The following is a 16,214-nucleotide window of genomic DNA, read 5'->3' as shown; positions in this document are numbered from 1 at the left end:
ATGCGTGGTCCCCACAATATTGTCCGCCTGATCCGCACAGGCGCCACCATGGTGCGCACAGGCGCCATGAATGCTGTTCTGGATGCGTTTAAAGCACCGCGCGCCCTGCGTATGGTGGCCTATACCCTGGGCTGGCCCTTTCAATGGATGGGCTACAAAGGCGACGAAGACATGCCGCCCGCCACCCGCGCCTTGACCGCGTTGGGGCCTGCCTACATCAAATTTGGCCAGGTCCTGTCGACCCGCCCGGATGTTGTGGGCGATGATCTGGCGCAGCAGCTGCGTGTTCTACAGGACAAGCTGCCGCCATTTTCCCGCGCCGAGGCCATTCAACAGGTCGAACGTGAGCTTGGCCGACCCATGGATGAGGTTTTCTCGGAGTTCAGCGAACCCATTGCAGCCGCCTCCATTGCGCAGGTTCACAAGGCACGGCTGGTCGACACAGGCCAGGAGGTCGCCGTAAAGGTCCTGCGCCCCGGGATCGAACGTGCGTTTAACCGCGATGTGGACGCCTTTTACCTCGCCGCGCGTATTGCTGATATCTGTGCGCCGGGTGCACGCCGACTGCGACCGATGGAAGTGATCAAACACTTTGACGGGGTCGTCCAAGGAGAGCTGGACCTGCGCCTTGAAAGCGCCGCTGCGTCCGAGTTCACGGCCAATACGGTCAACGACGAAGGGTTCCAGCTGCCGCAGGTGCAATGGAATTATTCGTCCCGTCGGGTGATGACGTTGGGCTGGGCCGATGGCACCGCACTGGGTGACAATGCCGCGCTGGACGCGGCAGGCCATGATCGTCGCGTTCTGGCGGACCGGGTTTTGTCGCTGTTTCTGCGCCATGCGCTGCGGGATGGCTACTTTCATGCGGATATGCACCAGGGCAATCTGAAGGTTGCGGCCAACGGTGACATCATTGCCTATGACTTTGGCATCATGGGGCACATCGACGAATACACCCGCCGCGTCTACGCCGAGATCCTTTATGGCTTTATCAAGCGCGATTACCGCCGCGTCGCCGAGGTCCATTTCGAAGCGGGCTATGTTCCCGCAGATCATGACGTCGACGAGTTTGCGCGAGCCTTGCGCGCCGTGGGTGAGCCGATCTTTGGCATGGATGCAGCACATATCTCGATGGGTCGTCTTTTGAACTATCTGTTCGAGGTGACTGAACGGTTTGGCATGGAAACCCGTACCGAACTGATCCTTTTGCAACGCACCATGGTGGTGGTCGAAGGTGTCGCGCGGTCGCTGGACCCGCATATGAACATCTGGGAAGCCGCCCATCCGGTTGTTGAGGACTACATCAAATCGTCAATCGGGCCCAAAGCGGTTGCCTCGGATCTGGCAAAAACCGCCAAGGTGCTTGCGCGGTTTGGTCCCCGTCTGCCTGGATTGGTGGAAAAGGCGCTGATCGAGCAATCCACCGGCACATCAGCGCGCAGTTCAAAGAAATCAAACCGGCTGGTTCCTGTCGGTTTTGGGGTCGCTTTGGGCGTTGCGCTTTGCCTGATCGTGACGGCTTTGCTCTGACGATTTGACTTCTGCCGGTGTTGCCTAGAAAGTTTCCAGTATGACGGAACACGCTGACGATATTCTGCACCTCCTGCCCGCCCGCCTCAAAGACGCGCGGCGGGCGCAAGGGTTGTCCCTGGAAGCTGTGGCCAATCTATCTGGCGTGAGCCGGTCTATGGTCAGCCAGATTGAACGCGGCGAATCCAGCCCCACAATCGCGACCCTGTGGAATTTGACACGTGCCTTGCAGGTGGATTTCGCAGGGCTTCTGGAGGCCGCCAACAAGCAAGACCGGATTGACGTATTGCGCGCAGCCGACGTCCCCGTCATTCAAAACATGGGCCAAGGCTGCCGGATCATGATCCTGTCTCCGCCAGAAGATGCAGGCGGGCATGAGGTTTATGATATTTCGATCTCAACCGGCGGCGCGTTGATCAGCCAGCCTCATTCGGTTGGCACCCGTGAACAGGTGACTGTTTTGGAGGGTGAGATTCTGTTGAATTCCGGCAGCGTTGAAGAAACGCTCAGAACCGGAGATACAGCGCGCTACGCGGCAGACGTCCCGCATACGATTGCCGCAATCAACGCCGATGCGCGGGTTTTCCTGATTGTAAAAAACGGCTGAACTGGGCCAATGGTAGGTCGACATTCGCTCGCGCTTAAAATCCGTTATAGCAGACACTTTTCCATTATTGAAAACTTCCCTCTTTACGGACGCTCGTCCAGTATGACAGAATTCCTCATCACAGCGGAGCTCTGCCATGTCCCAAGATTTCCTGAATCACCTCACCGAGACCCTCCATCAGATTGAAGCGGACGGGCTTTATAAACGCGAACGTATGATCACCTCACCTCAGGCAGGAGAGATCCAGGTCGGCGACCGCGCGGTTATCAACCTATGTGCAAACAATTATCTGGGGCTTGCGGACCATCCCGACCTGATTGCCGCCGCCCAAGGTGCGATGGAACCCAAAGGGTTTGGCATGGCCTCGGTCCGGTTCATCTGTGGCACGCAGGACATTCACCGCACGTTGGAACAGAGGCTGGCGCAGTTTCTGGGCAAGGATGATTCCATCCTGTTTGCCGCCTGTTTTGACGCCAATGGTGGCCTGTTTGAACCGCTGCTGACCGCAGACGACGCGATCATCTCGGACAGTTTGAACCATGCCTCGATCATCGATGGGGTGCGTCTGTGCAAGGCGCAACGCTATCGTTATGCAAACAACGACATGAATGATCTGGAAGCCAAACTGAAGGAGGCACGTGCAAAGGGTGCGCGCCATATCATGATTGCGACCGATGGCGTGTTCTCCATGGATGGCTATCTGGCCAATCTGCCCGACATCCGCGCTCTGGCCGACACGTATGACGCTGTGGTTATGGTGGATGATTGTCATGCGACGGGTTTTATGGGGCCAAAGGGTGCTGGGACGCCGGATCACTTTGGGGTCGATATCGATATTCTGACCGGCACTTTGGGCAAAGCACTGGGCGGTGCCATTGGCGGCTACATTGCCGGACCGCAGCCCGTTGTGGATCTGTTGCGCCAGCGTGCGCGCCCCTACCTGTTTTCGAATTCACTGCCACCGGCAATTGTTGCCGCCGGGTTGGAAGCCATCCGATTGGTCGAAGAAGGCGACACGCTGCGCGCGCAGTTGTTTGAAAACGCTAAGTTTTGGCGTGATGGGTTGGAAAGCCTCGGGTTTGAACTGTTGCCGGGAGAACACCCGATCATTCCTGTGATGCTGGGCGAGGCGCAGCTTGCGCAGGATATGGCCGCAAAACTGTTCGACGAAGGTGTCTATGTTTCCGGCTTTTTCTTCCCAGTGGTTCCGCGCGGTCAGGCCCGTATTCGCACCCAGATGAACGCCGCGTTGACGCGGTCCGAACTGGAACGGGCATTGGTGGCGTTTGAGACGGCCGGCAAGGCCTGCGGGGTGATATGATGCACCCAAACACGATGAAAGCGCTGGAAAAGTCACATCCCAAAGAAGGCTTGTGGATGGTGCAGGCCCCGGTGCCCGAGATCGGCGCGGATGAGGTGCTGATCAAGGTCAACACAACCGGGATCTGCGGCACTGACATTCATATCTGGAATTGGGACGACTGGGCATCAGCGACGGTGCCGGTTCCAATGATCACCGGCCATGAGTTTGCGGGCGAGATTGTTGAGATCGGCAAAGATGTCACCGGTCTTGAGGTAGGCCAGCGGTGTTCCGGCGAAGGTCATTTGATCGAACACGACAGTCGCCAATCGCGCGCGGGAAAATTTCACCTGGATCCCGGCACGCGGGGTATCGGCGTAAACGTGCAAGGGGCGTTTGCCCAATATTTGCGCCTGCCGGCCTTTAACGTCGTGCCTCTACCTGATGACATCCCGGATGAAATCGGTGCGATTTTGGATCCGCTTGGCAATGCGGTGCACACCGCGCTGAGCTTTGATTTGTTGGGCGAGGACGTGTTGATCACGGGGGCCGGGCCGATTGGGATCATGGCCGCGGCGGTGGCGCGTCATGCGGGCGCGCGCAATGTGGTCATCACCGACATCAACTCGGACCGGCTGGCCCTGGCGGAGCATGTGGTTCCAACGGTCCGTCCTGTCGATATTGGTCAAGAAGACCTGAACGACGTCATCCATGAGCTGGGTTTGAGCCAAGGGTTTGACGTTGGGCTTGAGATGTCGGGCAACCAAATCGCGCTGGATCAGATGGTTGAAGCCATCGTGATGGGCGGCAAGATCGCATTGCTCGGCATTCCGCCCGGAAAATCCCCAGTCGATTGGTCGCGCATCGTGTTCAAGGCGATAACGATCAAAGGGGTCTATGGCCGCGAGATGTTTGAGACCTGGTATAAAATGATCGCCATGCTGCAAAACGGTCTGGATGTGAGCCGGGTGATCACCGACCGTTTTCCGGTCGGAGATTTTGAGCAAGGTTTTGCGGCGATGAAATCTGGGCGATCCGGCAAGGTTGTTCTGGACTGGACCGCCAAAAGATCAGCGGACCTTGATGCGCCCGTCCTGGGTTAGCCAGCTGACCTCGGCACCTTCACAAACGGCAACCGACAGCGGGCGACCATAGCCTGCACCGCTGTCCAGGTTGATCCGGTTCCCATAGTCCTGCGGCGCCTCAAGCGCGGTATGGCCGTGCACAACGGTCCAGGGATGCGGGTCGGCGTAGCTGAGGTAGGGCTCACGGATCCACAGGAAATCGTCTTCCGCCTGATCTTCCAGCGCGACATTGGGACGAATCCCTGCGTGAACAAACAGGTAGTCGCCGAATTGGTAATAGGTCTTCAACGACTTGAGAAAGTCGAGGTGTTCGGCAGGCACCGCTTCCTGCGCGGCGGGGTGCAACACGCCCAACGGTGTGTCGGCCGCACCTTCGATGCCATAAGAGGCCAGCGTTGTGTCTCCACCCAAAGGCGGGCTCACCCAAGTGTATTTCGCCTTCAAAATCGGGTCGAGACGCGGCGAGTCTTCCATGAACCATTCAAACAGGCGGTCGTGGTTGCCCTTGAGCGCGGTCCAATTGCGGCCCGCGTCGATGCCTGATTTCAGGACATCGATCACGCCACGACTGTCAGGCCCCCGGTCAACGTAATCGCCCAGAAACACGATCTGCGCGTCGGGGCCGCCGTCGGCCTCAATCCACGCAAGTGCCTCGTGCAACATCTGAATTTGGCCATGGATATCCCCCATTGCGTAAATCGTCTCAGACATCACAAATTCCCTTCTTAAAAATCAATCATTCGGTAACACACATACAGGCCATTGGTAACAAGACGCTATCAGCGATTACACCAAAAGCCGCCGTTAAACCCTGAATGAAAAAGACCACCCCAAAGGGTGGCCTTTGAATTAAGCATTCCAAGCGGCTGCGTTAGGCAACGTCGAATGCCAGCGGCTTCACCTGAGTGAACATGCCGGTCTCTGCCAGCTTGGCGCGGGCTTCAACAGAAACCGGGCCGTCGACATAAAGCAGAGCAATCGCTTCGCCGCCAACATCGGAACGACCCAGGGTAAAGTTCGCGATGTTCACGTCCATGCCGCCCAGGGTGCCACCCAATGTCCCGATGATGCCCGGCACGTCTTTGTTGGTGGTGTAGAGCATGTTGGCGCCAACTTCGGCGTCGATATTGATGCCTTTGATCTGGATGAAACGAGGCTTGCCATCCGAGAACACAGTGCCCGCAACCGAACGTTCACGCTTGGAGGTCACAACGGTGACTTTGATGTAGCCATCAAACGAGCCGGTCTTGTCCTGAGTGGTGGTCGAGATCTGAATGCCACGCTCTTTTGCAATGACCGGTGCGGAAACCATGTTCACGTCCGGGTTTGCCTTTTTCAGGATGCCCGCGATCACCGAGCAATTCAGCGCTTCGAGATTCATGTCAGAGACAACACCATCGTAGCAGATGTTGATCGCTTCGATGGGCTCGTCGGTCATCTGACCGGCAAATGCACCCAAGTGATCGGCCAGTTTGATCCACGGCCCCATGACTTTGGCTTCTTCGGCGGTCACAGATGGCATGTTCAGCGCGTTTTCAACAGCGCCGGTCAGTAGATAGTTGGACATCTGCTCGGCAACTTGCAGCGCCACGTTTTCTTGCGCTTCGGTGGTTGCGGCGCCCAGGTGCGGGGTGCAGACAACGTTGGGCAGGTTGAACAGCGCGTTCTCTTTGGCGGGCTCTTCTTTGAACACGTCAAACGCCGCACCGGCAACATGGCCAGATTTCAACAGCTCAGCCAGCGCTTCTTCGTCAACCAGACCGCCGCGGGCACAGTTGATGATCCGCACGCCTTTTTTGGTTTTGGCCAGGTTTTCAGCGGAGAGGATGTTCTTGGTGCCTTCAGTGAAAGGCACGTGCAGCGTGATGAAGTCCGCGCGCGTCAGCAGCTCGTCCAGCTCAACCTTTTCGACCTGCATCTTTTCGGCCTTCTCTTCCGACAGGAAGGGGTCGAACGCGACAACTTTCATTTTCAGACCACGGGCGCGATCACAGACGATGCCACCGATGTTGCCCGCACCAATAACGCCCAGCGTTTTGTTGGTCAGCTCAACGCCCATGAATTTGGACTTTTCCCATTTACCGGCATGGGTCGATTCCGACGCTTCCGGGATCTGGCGCGCAACGGCGAACATCATCGCAATCGCATGTTCGGCTGTGGTGATCATGTTGCCAAACGGCGTGTTCATGACGATCACACCTTTTTTCGAGGACGCTTCTTTGTCCACGTTATCGGTGCCGATACCGGCGCGGCCAACAACTTTGAGGTTGGTGGCGGCTTCCAGAATGGTCGGGGTCACTTTGGTAGCGGAGCGGATCGCCAGACCGTCGTATTGACCGATCACTTCGGCCAGTTTATCTTTGTCTTTGCCCAGCTCGGGCAGGAAGTCCACGTCGATGCCACGATCACGGAAGATCTGGACGGCGGTTTCAGACAGTTTATCGGAGACGAGTACTTTGGGAGCCATGGGTTTGGGTCCTTCAATAAATGGGGTGCGGGAGGGCGCGCGCCGAACGCGCACCCAAATCAGATGTTCTTAAGCTTGCGCTTCGATCTCAGCCTCAAAGGCCCAGGCGAGCCACGGCAGCATGGCGTCCAGATCAGCCGTTTCAACCGTGCCACCACACCAGATCCGCAGACCCGCAGGCGCGTCACGATAGGCACCAACGTCAAGCGCGACGTCTTCGGCTTCCAGACGTTTTGCAACAGCTTTGGCAAAAGCCGCGCCATCGTTGATGCGGGCGTCGGTGAACTTGAGACAAACAGAGGTGTTGGACCGTGTCGCGTCATCAGCGGCCAGGTTGGCAATCCAATCATTGGCGTCGCAGAAATCAAACACGGCCTTGGCGTTTGCATCAGCGCGTGCGATCAGACCTTGCAGACCACCTACGGAACGCGCCCATTCCAGCGCGACCAGATAGTCCTCAACCGCCAGCATCGACGGCGTGTTGATGGTTGCACCCGAGAAGATACCGTCGATCAACTTGCCACCTTTGGTCAGGCGGAAGATTTTCGGCAGCGGCCATGCGGGTGTGTAGCTTTCCAGACGCTCAACTGCGCGCGGGCCCAGCACGATCATGCCGTGAGCCGCTTCGCCGCCGAGAACTTTTTGCCAAGAGAATGTGGTCACATCCAGCTTGTTCCAGGGCAGATCCTGCGCAAAGGCCGCAGAGGTCGCGTCACAGATGGTCAGACCTTCGCGGTCGTCGGCAATCCAGTCGCCATTGGGAACACGTACGCCCGAGGTGGTGCCGTTCCAGGTAAAGACAACATCGTTCTTTGGATCAATAGACGCCATGTCGACGATTTCGCCATATTCAGCGGTTTTGACTTCGGCATCGATTTTCAGCTGTTTGACAACGTCAGTGACCCAGCCAGCGCCAAAGCTTTCCCAGGCGACCATCTCAACCTTGCGTTCGCCCAAGAGGTTCCACATCGCCATTTCAACTGCGCCGGTGTCGGACGCAGGCACGATGCCAATCTTGTAGTCAGCCGGAATGCCCAGGATCTCGCGGGTTTCTTCGATCGCGGCTTTCAGTTTGGCTTTGCCAACGGCGGCACGATGCGAACGGCCAAGAGGCGCGTCGGCGAGTTTGGACAGTTCAAAAACGGGGGGTTTGGCACAGGGGCCAGAGGAAAAACGCGGGTTAGCCGGCCGCGTTGCCGGTTGAGAAATAGCCATTGATGCTACCCTTCCAGATAAGTGCCTCTCGTTGGGGAGAGGTGTCCCGCCGACCGAGATAGAGAGCGGCGCGAAAATCAGCAATAGGGAAAATCGCCCATTTCCGGCTATTCTATTTCCAATTGCGACGTAAAATTTCGCCTTTAGGAAACTTTCGCGCATCCGCGACCGGATACAAACCTTGTACCAAGTACACAAACGGGGCTGGTTCCAATTGCCGCCTCTGTTTATGAGTCGGGCAGAATCACCGCAAAGGACGCGCACCCCATGTATGTCACCACCCTGCTGTGCAACCCGTCTTCTCCGTCTGTGGAACCGGCGCTCGCTGAGTCGCTGCGCAACGCTTGGGGCGGCGGCGATATCGTCTGGCTGAACCAAGGTGTGGCGCTGGAATTCACCCATGCTGACATTCCGGAAAACCGGTGGGACGTCTGGTCGGATCTTCAGGGAATGGGCATCGACCTGGTGACGCAACCCCTTGAAGGGCGTAAGAAAAAAATGCTGCTGGCGGATATGGATTCCACCATGATCCAGCAGGAATGCATCGACGAGCTGGCCGACGAAGCCGGCGTCGGCGAACGGGTCAAAGACATCACTGCCCGCGCCATGAACGGCGAGCTGGACTTCGAAGGCGCGCTGACAGAACGTGTAGGCCTGCTGAAGGATCTGCCCGAAGCGGTCATTGGCCAAGTGCTCGACACACGGATCACACTCATGCCCGGCGGTAAAACCCTGTTGGCGACGATGAAGGCAAACGGCGCATATGCTGCACTCGTTTCCGGCGGCTTTACGGCCTTCACAGCCAAAGTGGCTGCTGAACTGGGCTTTGACGAGAACCGCGCCAACACGCTGATCACCGCCGATGGCAAGCTCACCGGTGACGTTGGGCGGCCAATTCTGGGCCGACAAGCCAAGGTCGAAGCTTTGGAGCAGATCACCGAACGCCTTGGCATTACCGAACAGGACGTGATTGCGGTGGGTGATGGCGCCAATGATTTGGGCATGCTGGGGCGCGCCGGTGCCGGTGTTGCGCTTCATGCCAAACCTTCGGTTGCCGCCGAATGCGACATCCGCATCAACCACAGCGACCTCACCGCGCTCCTTTATATTCAAGGGTATAGCAGCGAAGATTTCGCCGCCTAATGTTCGAAGTCAGTCTTGACCTACTTGCCCTGCTGATCGCAGCGGGGTTTGTGGCCGGTTTCATCGACGCCATTGCGGGCGGTGGTGGGCTCGTCACCATGCCCGTATTGCTGTTGGTCGGCGCCGATCCCGTAACCGCATTGGCCACGAACAAGGTGCAAGGGCTGTTTGGCGCAGGCACAGCAGCCTTGTCCTATGCGCGCGGCGGCCATGTGGACTTGCGCAAACAGGCGCTTCCTGCAAGCGCGGCATTTGCTGCTGCGATGTGTGGCGCGCTCTTGGTCTCAATCCTGCCCACAGACACCATCCGGTTGTTGCTGCCGGTTGTCCTTGTTGGCATCGCGTTGTTTTTTGTGGTCAAAAAAGGGCTGGATGACACAGACCGCCATAAACGTATGACACCGCTGATCTTTGGCGCATCTGTTGTGCCCTTGTGTGGAGCCTATGACGGGCTGTTGGGTCCGGGGGCCGGCAGTTTCTACATGCTCGGCTTTGTCAGCCTGGCCGGTTACGGCGTTTTGAAGGCAACGGCCCATACCAAATTGTTGAACTTTGCCTCCAACCTTGGTGGATTGACCGTGTTTGCGGTGGTGGCCACGCCCTGGTGGTTTACGGGCCTCGCGATGGCTGCCGTCCAAATCGCCGGTGCGCAATGTGGCGCCATGCTTGCACAAAAGATCGGAGCGCGGCTCATCAAACCGTTGCTTGTTACAACCTCCCTGATCCTCGCGATCAAGCTGTTGTGGGAGATGCTTTAACGCCCGTTTTCTGATAGGCTGCCCCCATCGTAGTGTGTGTTTTGACAGTAAAGGAGGCTTTGATGCCCCAGTTTATTTTTGCGTATCACGGCGGAAAATCACCCGAGACCCCCGAAGAGGGTGAAAAAGTAATGGCGCAGTGGAACGATTGGTTCGCTGAGATGGGCGAGATTGTGGATATTCCCGGCGCGCCCGTTGGAATGTCCAAAACAGTCAGCCAAGGCGGCGTGGCCGACAATGGCGGCAGCAATCCGATTTCCGGCTATACCGTGATTTCCGTGGAAACGATCGACGACGCCTGCCGCATGGCGCAGGGCTGCCCGATGGTAAAAGACGGATCAGGCTCGGTCGAAATCGCTGAAATCCACGAAATGTAAGTCCTCTAGGGGTCAGAACTTCAAAACTGCGGCTGGTTGAATCGAGCCGCAGTTTATTCCGCGCCAGTTCACAATTGGAACATCCATGAATTTGGCGACCGCTGGGTGAGCCGGATCCAAAACGCCAAGGCTTACCAGAATGGATGCGATGGCGCATTCACTGGCCCGCGTCGACCCGTCGGTGATTTTCAACGCAATGCCAAGCTGTTGCTCTGGCAGCATCGCGACAAAGACCGCTTCAGCCCCGGTTTTGATCGCAACCCGTCCACCCATGGCGCGCATCAATTCGGTACAGGCGCGCCCCTCTCCAGCGACAAGTTCGGGATGGGCCGTCATTGCCTGAACCAGCGACGCTGCTGCCTGAGAGGCGCGATCATGTCGATGGTGCGCGGACGCAAACCAGGCCATGGAACGCGCCAACCCTTTGAGAGACGTCGCGAAATTCGGGGCAGAGCAGCCGTCGATCCCAAATCCGGGGCTTGTGGCATCTGTCGCCTCTTCGAATGCGGCCAGACATGCCTGTTGAACAGGGTGGTCAGGCTCCACATATTCTGGACCGGCACCAAGATGTTGCGCCAGTGTCAAGAAGCCCGCGTGTTTACCGGAGCAGTTGTTGTGGAACTGACATGGGCTTTGATCCGTTTTGATCAGGTGATCGCGGGCATCGCCATCTTTCGGCATATGGGCACCACATCGAAAGTCACCATCCTGCAACCCCAATTGGTCCAGCCATTTGCCAACCCGATCCGTGTGAATTTTCGCTCCGTTGTGGGAGGCGCAGGCCAGGGCCAGTTGTTCGCTGTTCAGCCCAAATTTCGCAGCAGCGCCAGAGGTCACCAAAGGCAGCGCTTGCAGCATTTTTGCGGAGCTTCGCGGGTAAATAACCGTCGCTGGATTACCCCAGCTGTGCACGATCTGACCAGCTGCGTCGCAAACCACCGCATGGCCAGAATGAAGTGATTCACACAGAGCTGCGCGCCATATTTCCACCAAAGGAACCGGGTTCGTCATTTTCGACCTCTTTTCTGCGCGATTTCCCGCCAAACTCCCTTTCAACCGTAGCACTAGATACGCTAATATGATTGTGTAACGCAAGCGCGGGACAGGGGAAGAGACGGCGTGACAAAGCCGCAAACCCCCGGCGTAATTGAGGTTAAAGAACAGTCTTTGGAGTCGGGACAAATGGCATCGAAACTCGTCCGCATTATCGCGGGACTGAGCGTGGCCTGCGTTGCCAGCATGGCCGTAGCACAACAAGCAACAACAGATAATCGCGTAGGCGCCAATGTAGATTGGAGCGTCTTTCAAGGTGATAGTCCCAAAGAATGCTGGGGCGTTTCTGCACCTAAAGAGACCGTGAACACGCGCGAAGGTCGCGTGGTCGCCGTACGACGCAGTGAAATTCAACTGTTCGTCTTTTATCGCCCTGACACATCCAAAGATGGTCAGGTCACCTTTACCGGCGGATATCCGTTTGCACCCGGTTCTACGGTTTCGCTGGAGGTCGGCGACGAGCAATTCAACCTGATCACCGAAGGCGAGTGGGCGTGGCCCACAACCGCAGGAGATGATGCAAAAATTATCTCGGCAATGAAACGCGGTGCCAGTGCGACCCTTACCGCGCGTTCTGCACGTGGCACGCAGACAAAAGACACCTTCTCATTGCTTGGGTTTACAGCCGCCGTGGACGATGCCGCGAAACGTTGTAACGGCTAAAAGCCAAAGCTTTTGACGTCCTAAACAGGCCGCCCCAATGGGCGGTCTTGTGCATTTTGGGGTCATGGCCAAAAAGTGGCGCCGAACGAAGGCTACATCTTTTGTTTGGAACTTAGGGTAATCTCATATATAGAGCCGCCTTCAATCCCCAGCAGTTCGAGTCCCAAGCCATGACCGCCAAAGCGCCGATCACGCAAGACGTCCTGACCCTGCCCCGCAAAGACGCGGACGGCGACAAGATCAACCTTGTCGGCCTGCCCCGCGCCCAGATGCGCGAGGTGTTGATCGAAAACGGCACCCCCGAAAAGCAGGCCAAGATGCGCGTAGGTCAGATTTGGCAATGGATCTACCAATGGGGCAAACGCGATTTCGCGGAGATGACCAACCTCTCCAAGGCCTACCGGTCTGATCTGGAAGAGAAATTTGAAATCCGCATTCCCGAAGTTGTCAGCAAACAAGTGTCGACCGATGGAACCCGGAAGTATCTGGTGCGGATCAACGGCGGTCATGAGGTCGAAGTCGTCTATATTCCCGAAGACGATCGCGGCACGCTTTGTATTTCTTCGCAGGTAGGGTGCACGCTGACCTGCTCGTTCTGTCATACTGGAACCCAAAAGCTGGTGCGCAATCTGACCCCTGCCGAGATTGTTGGCCAAGTGATGATGGCGCGCGACGATCTGGATGAATGGCCGGTTCCCGGAACGCCCACGGACGCAAACCGTCGCCTGTCGAACATTGTTTTGATGGGAATGGGCGAGCCGCTTTATAACTTTGAGAACGTCCGCGACGCGATGAAGATCGCGATGGACCCGGAAGGGATTTCCCTATCACGTCGCCGGATCACCCTGTCGACGTCGGGCGTGGTGCCTGAGATCGCGCGTACGGCCGAAGAAATCGGCTGCCTGTTGGCGATTTCTTTCCATGCCACAACCAATGAAACACGCGATGTTCTGGTTCCGATTAATAAACGCTGGAACGTTGATACGCTGCTGCAAGCACTGGCGGATTACCCTAAAGTGTCAAACTCGGAACGTATCACATTTGAATATGTGATGTTGCACGGGGTGAACGACAGCAACGAAGACGCACATCGCCTGGTCTCGCTGATCAAACAGTACAAGATCCCAGCCAAAATCAATCTGATCCCATTTAATGAATGGCCTGGCAGCCCTTACACACGGTCTTCAAACAACCGTATTCGAGCATTTGCGGATATTGTTCATGACGCAGGTTATGCCTCACCAATCCGCAAAACACGGGGCGATGATATTATGGCGGCCTGTGGTCAGTTGAAATCGGCCACTGAGCGGGCGCGAAAATCACGCAAGCAGATCGAAGCCGAAGCAGGCATGACCAAAGAGTAGGCAGTAAAAAGCCCGGCGTTGCAACCGGGCTCTTTCTTTGATCAGCGCTCGCGACCGGGAAGACTGTCGCGCGGTGGCGCGCTTTCCCAGGCTTCAAAAATCTCCATCGCTTCCTGGGCGCTTTCGGCGAATTTGAACAGGTTGAGATCATCAGCCGAGATGGTGCCCGCATCAGACAGGGCCTCCCAGTTGATGATGCTTTCCCAGAACGCACGACCAAAGAGGATGAACGGCACCCGCTCCATCCGACCGGTTTGGATCAAGGTCAGCGTCTCGAACAGCTCGTCCAATGTGCCAAAGCCGCCGGGGAACACCGTGATCGCACGCGCGCGCATCAGGAAGTGCATTTTGCGAATCGCGAAGTAGTGGAAATTGAAGCTCAGCGAGGGCGTGACATATTCGTTGGGCGCCTGCTCATGCGGCAAAACAATGCTGAGGCCAATGGAGCTGCCGCCCGCATCAACTGCACCACGGTTGCCGGCCTCCATCACACCGGGACCGCCGCCAGTGACGACAACGTTCTGTTTCCCATCAGTCTCCATCGACTTTAACGTCATCAGCCGGGCAAATTCACGGGCTTCATCATAGAAATGGGACAGATCCGCCAGGGTCTGTGTCCGGGCTTGGTCCTTGTGTGCGGGCGCAGGAATACGCGCCCCACCAAACATAACAATCGTGCTTTCGACGCCTTGTTCGTCCAACATCAATTGTGGTTTCAACAGCTCAAGCTGCAAGCGCACCGGACGAAGCTCTTCACGGCACAGGAACTCTTCATCTGCAAAAGCAAGGGCATAAGCCGGGGATGAGGTTTGTGGCGTCAGCGGAACATGTTCGGCACGGTCACGATCTGCGTGGGCATCAGGAAAACGACTGTGGCGTTCTTCGGTCATGGAAAAGGGACCTCGTCTAAAAAGTTAGACTTAGATCCTATCGACAGGCTTTGTATGAAACCACCCCCGCACGCGTGCAAACCAAGACGCGGCCAACATTAATTGCGGAAACGCCTGCAATTTCCTAGTCTGTTTTGGCTGTACCGCGCAGCTGTCCCGAAGGCCAAGACACGAAGCATTGGATGCATGACCGAAACCGTCGCCGATAAAATCTACACCGCCCTGCGTGAACGCATTGTCATCGGCGAGCTACCTGCGGGGGAGAAGCTGCGGCAGGACCATATCGCCCGCGACTATGACGCCAGCCATGTGCCGGTGCGCGAAGCCTTGTTGCGGCTGGAGGCGCATGGCCTGGCGACCTCTCTCCCGCGCCGGGGCACCCGTGTTAGCGCCTTGGACCCCAAAGAAATCCGCGAGGTGGTCGAAATGCGGGTCTCCTTAGAGGTTCTGGCCCTGTCCCACGCGGTGCCGCGGATCACCGATCAGGATCTAGGCCAAATCCAGACCCGTTTTGAAGCCTGCGAGACCAGCACGGATATGGTGCAATGGGACCGCGCAAATCGACAGTTTCACATGACGCTGCTGTCGCCATGTGCCATGCCGCGCCTGCTGGAAACCATCGCCGATCTGCAGCTTGCGGCAGCGCGACATATGTTTGCCCATTGGCGCGGAACCTGGCGTGCGCGACCTGACCCCGATCATGCGGCCCTCGTGGAGGCCGTCACGCGGCGTGAAACAGGCAGCGCCTGTGACATTCTGCGGCGCCATCTGCGGCGTGTGCGCTGATCCATCGCAGAATTCCTACAGATTCGGGCGGATTGAGGCATGACCATCCCCGCGTTTCCGGTTATGTATCGCCGACAAATTTTTTAATCCCGTGGAGAGCACCTATGTCCAACGCGCAGCTGGAAGCCGCAATCGAGGCCGCCTGGGAGGCCCGTGACACTATCACCCCCGCCACCACCGGCGAGACCCGTGAAGCCATCGAAGATACCCTGAATGCTTTGGACGGCGGCACATTGCGCGTTGCGGAAAAGCTCGACAGCGGTGACTGGCATGTCAACCAATGGGCCAAAAAAGCCGTGCTGCTTGGCTTCCGGATCAAGGACATGGAAGAGCAATCCGGCGGCCCACAGGGGTCTGGCTGGTGGGACAAAGTCGACAGCAAATTCAAAGACTGGGGCCAAAACCAGTGGAAGGCAGCAGGCTTCCGCGCTGTGCCAAACGCTGTTGTGCGCAAATCAGCCTTTATCGCGCCCGGCGTTGTCCTGATGCCGTCCTTCGTAAACCTTGGCGCTTTTGTCGACGAAGGCACCATGGTTGATACATGGGCCACCGTTGGTTCCTGCGCGCAAATTGGTAAAAACGTGCACCTGTCTGGTGGCGTTGGTATCGGTGGCGTCCTTGAACCCATGCAGGCTGGCCCAACCATCATCGAGGACAACTGCTTTATTGGTGCGCGTTCCGAAGTTGTTGAAGGCTGTATTGTCCGTGAAGGTGCCGTTTTGGGCATGGGCGTGTTCATCGGCCAATCCACCAAAATCGTTGACCGCGAAACCGGCGAAATCATGTACGGCGAAGTTCCGCCCTACTCCGTTGTGGTCGCAGGCTCCCTGCCCTCCAAGAATGGCGTGAACCTGTACTGCGCCGTGATCGTAAAACGCGTGGACGAGAAAACCCGTTCCAAAACAGGCATCAACGAGCTGTTGCGCGACTGATCCATCCAAGGCGCAGCGATGCGCTGATAAACAAGACAAAAAGG

16 protein-coding genes are annotated in these 16,214 nt (G+C 57.2%); 11 read left to right on the top strand and 5 right to left on the bottom strand.

The features are described 5' to 3' along the window. The 4 genes from ubiB (at position 1) to tdh (ending at position 4,540) form a co-directional block, all read left to right on the top strand. Positions 1–1,530 (top strand): 2-polyprenylphenol 6-hydroxylase, encoded by a 1,530-nt coding sequence (ubiB, locus tag KMP13_RS04910; protein ID WP_215264442.1) that lies wholly within the window; start codon positions 1–3, stop codon positions 1,528–1,530. Positions 1,531–1,570: 40 nt separating this feature from the next. Next, a complete protein-coding gene (locus KMP13_RS04905; RefSeq protein WP_215264441.1) occupies positions 1,571–2,137 on the top strand; it encodes a helix-turn-helix domain-containing protein in 567 nt (188 codons plus the stop codon). Positions 2,138–2,273: 136 nt separating this feature from the next. Then, complete coding sequence (locus tag KMP13_RS04900; RefSeq protein WP_215264440.1) at positions 2,274–3,458, top strand: glycine C-acetyltransferase; 1,185 nt, start codon at positions 2,274–2,276, stop codon at positions 3,456–3,458. Between the two features lie 14 nt (positions 3,459–3,472). Further along, entirely contained in the window at positions 3,473–4,540 is a 1,068-nt protein-coding gene (gene tdh, locus KMP13_RS04895; RefSeq protein WP_215264672.1) for an L-threonine 3-dehydrogenase, read from the top strand. Here tdh and KMP13_RS04890 read toward each other — a convergent pair. From KMP13_RS04890 to KMP13_RS04880, 3 genes are all read right to left on the bottom strand, one after another. Beyond that, complete coding sequence (locus KMP13_RS04890) at positions 4,508–5,233, bottom strand: metallophosphoesterase family protein (RefSeq protein ID WP_215264439.1); 726 nt, start codon at positions 5,231–5,233, stop codon at positions 4,508–4,510. The two genes, tdh and KMP13_RS04890, sit on opposite strands and share 33 nt — an antisense overlap. Positions 5,234–5,393: 160 nt before the next feature. After that, the gene (gene serA, locus KMP13_RS04885) at positions 5,394–6,989 is read right to left on the bottom strand and encodes a phosphoglycerate dehydrogenase (protein ID WP_215264438.1); all 1,596 of its coding nucleotides are present in this window, start codon (positions 6,987–6,989) and stop codon (positions 5,394–5,396) included. Between the two features lie 69 nt (positions 6,990–7,058). Further along, positions 7,059–8,204: a phosphoserine transaminase gene (locus KMP13_RS04880; RefSeq protein WP_215264437.1), complete on the bottom strand. Its 1,146-nt coding sequence runs from the start codon at positions 8,202–8,204 to the stop codon at positions 7,059–7,061. Between the two features lie 267 nt (positions 8,205–8,471). Between KMP13_RS04880 and serB the strand changes: the two genes are divergently transcribed. From serB to KMP13_RS04865, 3 genes are all read left to right on the top strand, one after another. After that, a complete protein-coding gene (serB, locus tag KMP13_RS04875; protein WP_215264436.1) occupies positions 8,472–9,347 on the top strand; it encodes a phosphoserine phosphatase SerB in 876 nt (291 codons plus the stop codon). Continuing rightward, the gene (locus KMP13_RS04870; protein WP_215264435.1) at positions 9,347–10,105 is read left to right on the top strand and encodes a TSUP family transporter; all 759 of its coding nucleotides are present in this window, start codon (positions 9,347–9,349) and stop codon (positions 10,103–10,105) included. Before serB ends, KMP13_RS04870 begins: the two co-directional genes overlap by 1 nt. Positions 10,106–10,167: 62 nt before the next feature. After that, on the top strand, positions 10,168–10,482 hold the full coding sequence (locus KMP13_RS04865) for a hypothetical protein (RefSeq protein WP_215264434.1): 315 nt from the start codon (positions 10,168–10,170) through the stop codon (positions 10,480–10,482). Between the two features lie 12 nt (positions 10,483–10,494). Here the strand turns inward: KMP13_RS04865 and KMP13_RS04860 are convergent, their stop codons facing one another. Then, complete coding sequence (locus tag KMP13_RS04860) at positions 10,495–11,493, bottom strand: asparaginase (protein ID WP_215264433.1); 999 nt, start codon at positions 11,491–11,493, stop codon at positions 10,495–10,497. Between the two features lie 171 nt (positions 11,494–11,664). Between KMP13_RS04860 and KMP13_RS04855 the strand changes: the two genes are divergently transcribed. Together KMP13_RS04855 and rlmN are read left to right on the top strand one after the other, a co-directional pair. Beyond that, entirely contained in the window at positions 11,665–12,198 is a 534-nt protein-coding gene (locus tag KMP13_RS04855; RefSeq protein ID WP_215264671.1) for an invasion associated locus B family protein, read from the top strand. A 170-nt stretch (positions 12,199–12,368) separates the two neighbouring features. Beyond that, positions 12,369–13,562: a 23S rRNA (adenine(2503)-C(2))-methyltransferase RlmN gene (gene rlmN / locus KMP13_RS04850; protein ID WP_215264432.1), complete on the top strand. Its 1,194-nt coding sequence runs from the start codon at positions 12,369–12,371 to the stop codon at positions 13,560–13,562. A gap of 41 nt (positions 13,563–13,603) precedes the next feature. Here the strand turns inward: rlmN and KMP13_RS04845 are convergent, their stop codons facing one another. Next, the gene (locus KMP13_RS04845) at positions 13,604–14,452 is read right to left on the bottom strand and encodes a TIGR00730 family Rossman fold protein (RefSeq protein WP_215264431.1); all 849 of its coding nucleotides are present in this window, start codon (positions 14,450–14,452) and stop codon (positions 13,604–13,606) included. Positions 14,453–14,638: 186 nt separating this feature from the next. Here KMP13_RS04845 and KMP13_RS04840 point away from each other — a divergent pair, with 186 nt between their 5' ends. Both KMP13_RS04840 and dapD read left to right on the top strand, forming a co-directional pair. After that, on the top strand, positions 14,639–15,238 hold the full coding sequence (locus KMP13_RS04840; protein WP_215264430.1) for a GntR family transcriptional regulator: 600 nt from the start codon (positions 14,639–14,641) through the stop codon (positions 15,236–15,238). Positions 15,239–15,342: 104 nt separating this feature from the next. After that, positions 15,343–16,170 carry a 2,3,4,5-tetrahydropyridine-2,6-dicarboxylate N-succinyltransferase gene (dapD, locus tag KMP13_RS04835; RefSeq protein WP_215264429.1) on the top strand — a complete coding sequence of 276 codons (828 nt, stop codon included), beginning with the start codon at positions 15,343–15,345 and terminating at the stop codon, positions 16,168–16,170. The last annotated feature ends 44 nt before the right edge of the window (positions 16,171–16,214 follow it).

It is taken from the genome of Epibacterium ulvae, assembly GCF_018678075.1.
Taxonomy (GTDB): domain Bacteria; phylum Pseudomonadota; class Alphaproteobacteria; order Rhodobacterales; family Rhodobacteraceae; genus Epibacterium; species Epibacterium ulvae_A.
The sequence above is the reverse complement of the archived record's forward strand: the minus strand, read 5'-3'. Positions and strand labels throughout refer to the sequence as shown.

Bases quoted from the DNA above. Each gene is read 5' to 3' on its own strand.
- tdh (WP_215264672.1), top strand. From the start codon at position 3,473: ATGAAAGCGCTGGAAAAGTCACATCCCAAAGAAGGCTTGTGGATGGTG.
- KMP13_RS04840 (WP_215264430.1), top strand. From the start codon at position 14,639: ATGACCGAAACCGTCGCCGATAAAATCTACACCGCCCTGCGTGAACGC.
- ubiB (WP_215264442.1), top strand. From the start codon at position 1: ATGCGTGGTCCCCACAATATTGTCCGCCTGATCCGCACAGGCGCCACC.
- serA (WP_215264438.1), bottom strand. From the start codon at position 6,989: ATGGCTCCCAAAGTACTCGTCTCCGATAAACTGTCTGAAACCGCCGTC.
- rlmN (WP_215264432.1), top strand. From the start codon at position 12,369: ATGACCGCCAAAGCGCCGATCACGCAAGACGTCCTGACCCTGCCCCGC.
- KMP13_RS04880 (WP_215264437.1), bottom strand. From the start codon at position 8,204: ATGGCTATTTCTCAACCGGCAACGCGGCCGGCTAACCCGCGTTTTTCC.
- serB (WP_215264436.1), top strand. From the start codon at position 8,472: ATGTATGTCACCACCCTGCTGTGCAACCCGTCTTCTCCGTCTGTGGAA.
- KMP13_RS04890 (WP_215264439.1), bottom strand. From the start codon at position 5,233: ATGTCTGAGACGATTTACGCAATGGGGGATATCCATGGCCAAATTCAG.
- dapD (WP_215264429.1), top strand. From the start codon at position 15,343: ATGTCCAACGCGCAGCTGGAAGCCGCAATCGAGGCCGCCTGGGAGGCC.
- KMP13_RS04855 (WP_215264671.1), top strand. From the start codon at position 11,665: ATGGCATCGAAACTCGTCCGCATTATCGCGGGACTGAGCGTGGCCTGC.
- KMP13_RS04900 (WP_215264440.1), top strand. From the start codon at position 2,274: ATGTCCCAAGATTTCCTGAATCACCTCACCGAGACCCTCCATCAGATT.
- KMP13_RS04870 (WP_215264435.1), top strand. From the start codon at position 9,347: ATGTTCGAAGTCAGTCTTGACCTACTTGCCCTGCTGATCGCAGCGGGG.
- KMP13_RS04865 (WP_215264434.1), top strand. From the start codon at position 10,168: ATGCCCCAGTTTATTTTTGCGTATCACGGCGGAAAATCACCCGAGACC.
- KMP13_RS04860 (WP_215264433.1), bottom strand. From the start codon at position 11,493: ATGACGAACCCGGTTCCTTTGGTGGAAATATGGCGCGCAGCTCTGTGT.
- KMP13_RS04845 (WP_215264431.1), bottom strand. From the start codon at position 14,452: ATGACCGAAGAACGCCACAGTCGTTTTCCTGATGCCCACGCAGATCGT.
- KMP13_RS04905 (WP_215264441.1), top strand. From the start codon at position 1,571: ATGACGGAACACGCTGACGATATTCTGCACCTCCTGCCCGCCCGCCTC.